Here is a 1358-nt window from a genome sequence, read left to right on the forward strand (position 1 = left end):
ATCTGGTATCTTTCTGTTTCGGTCAGTTGTGTATAGGCCATAGTGCATTCTCCTGTGGCGGGAAAGATGCCTACTATAGCAACTGACCGCCCTTCTGAAAAATTGCACTTATTAGTCGAATCCGCCATAATTTATATATCATATCAATATAAATAAATTTTATTTTTAATAATATAAACCCGTCGAAATATATAATAAACAGTTACAACGAAGTAAGAATGATATAATATTTTTAAGCCATAAAATCATGTTTTTTCAATGAATTAAATAAGAATTTAATTCATTGAAAAATAGACGGATATATTCTTATAATAAAGAATTAATAAAAATTCACAACAAGAGGATTATGATCGGAAGCATCAGTAAGTATCACAGTAGCATTAGCTATATTCAACTCTCGGAAAAAAATAAAATCTAAAGGTCTGCCAAACGCGATTGTTCGATAGTCATCAGTAAAAGATACTTCTTCAAGGTGTAAATATCTGGTAAAACGTTTTAAAGCATTTAATCGTTGCTTACTCCATGCATTAAAGTCACCAGCCATAATGACTGGGCCATTATGTAAACGAACATGAGCACCAATGTTATTCAACTGGCGGCTATACACATCCACACCAAAACTGAAATTTATCGCATGCACATTAATAACCATTAACTGACGGTTATCCTGTAAAAGATAAACAGTGATGAGAGCGGATTTAGATAAACGTAAAAGGGGTTCTTTCTCTCTCAGTGGGCAACAATAGACAGGATGAGAAGTTGCTAACGTCATTACACCAGAGGGATGTTGCGGTAATAGAAATGCAGGAACTTGATCAGATATTAGGTAATTTGAGGTAGCAAATTCAACTAAATCAGGGGTTGTCTGCGCTTCTTGTAATAAAATCAACTGGCTTTCGTTAGTCAGCTCTTTCAGAACCTTTCGCCATGAAGGACGCTGCTGTTTATAGATATTCCATACAACAACCCTAAGCTCATTTGTACCAGTGGTCAAAGGAGTACCTACAGGTAATGTATTCCCAAGCTGATGAGTCGACATAGGAAAGACACGTTCAACAGGTTGTCCAGCAACATATCTTATCGCATAGGTTTTTTTTACCACGTAAAAAACCTCTTAAATGCAGAATAACTATAAAAACTATCCGATTCTATCAAATAAAATAAGGTAATTATTGATTTTAATACTCATAAACGGCAAAAAACCCTGAAATTTCTCTCAGGGTTTCTCTGCAAATTAAGGTGGCGGTGCGGACGGGGCTCGAACCCGCGACCCCCGGCGTGACAGGCCGGTATTCTAACCAACTGAACTACCGCACCACCGAATTCTCTTTGATTTATATCGCTGTTACGACATAAAA

Annotated in this window: 1 protein-coding gene and 1 tRNA gene; both read right to left on the bottom strand. The window is 36.5% G+C overall.

The window, feature by feature from the left end; translation table 11 throughout:
* Nucleotides 1-319 precede the first annotated feature (319 nt).
* On the bottom strand, nt 320-1102 hold the full coding sequence (locus tag CKY02_RS23035) for an endonuclease/exonuclease/phosphatase family protein (RefSeq protein ID WP_112879886.1): 783 nt from the start codon (nt 1100-1102) through the stop codon (nt 320-322).
* 138 nt (nt 1103-1240) lie between these two features.
* Nucleotides 1241-1317 (bottom strand) — tRNA-Asp (locus CKY02_RS23040).
* Nucleotides 1318-1358 lie beyond the last annotated feature (41 nt).

It is taken from the genome of Photorhabdus bodei, assembly GCF_003287735.1.
GTDB classification, from domain to species: Bacteria; Pseudomonadota; Gammaproteobacteria; order Enterobacterales; family Enterobacteriaceae; genus Photorhabdus; species Photorhabdus kayaii.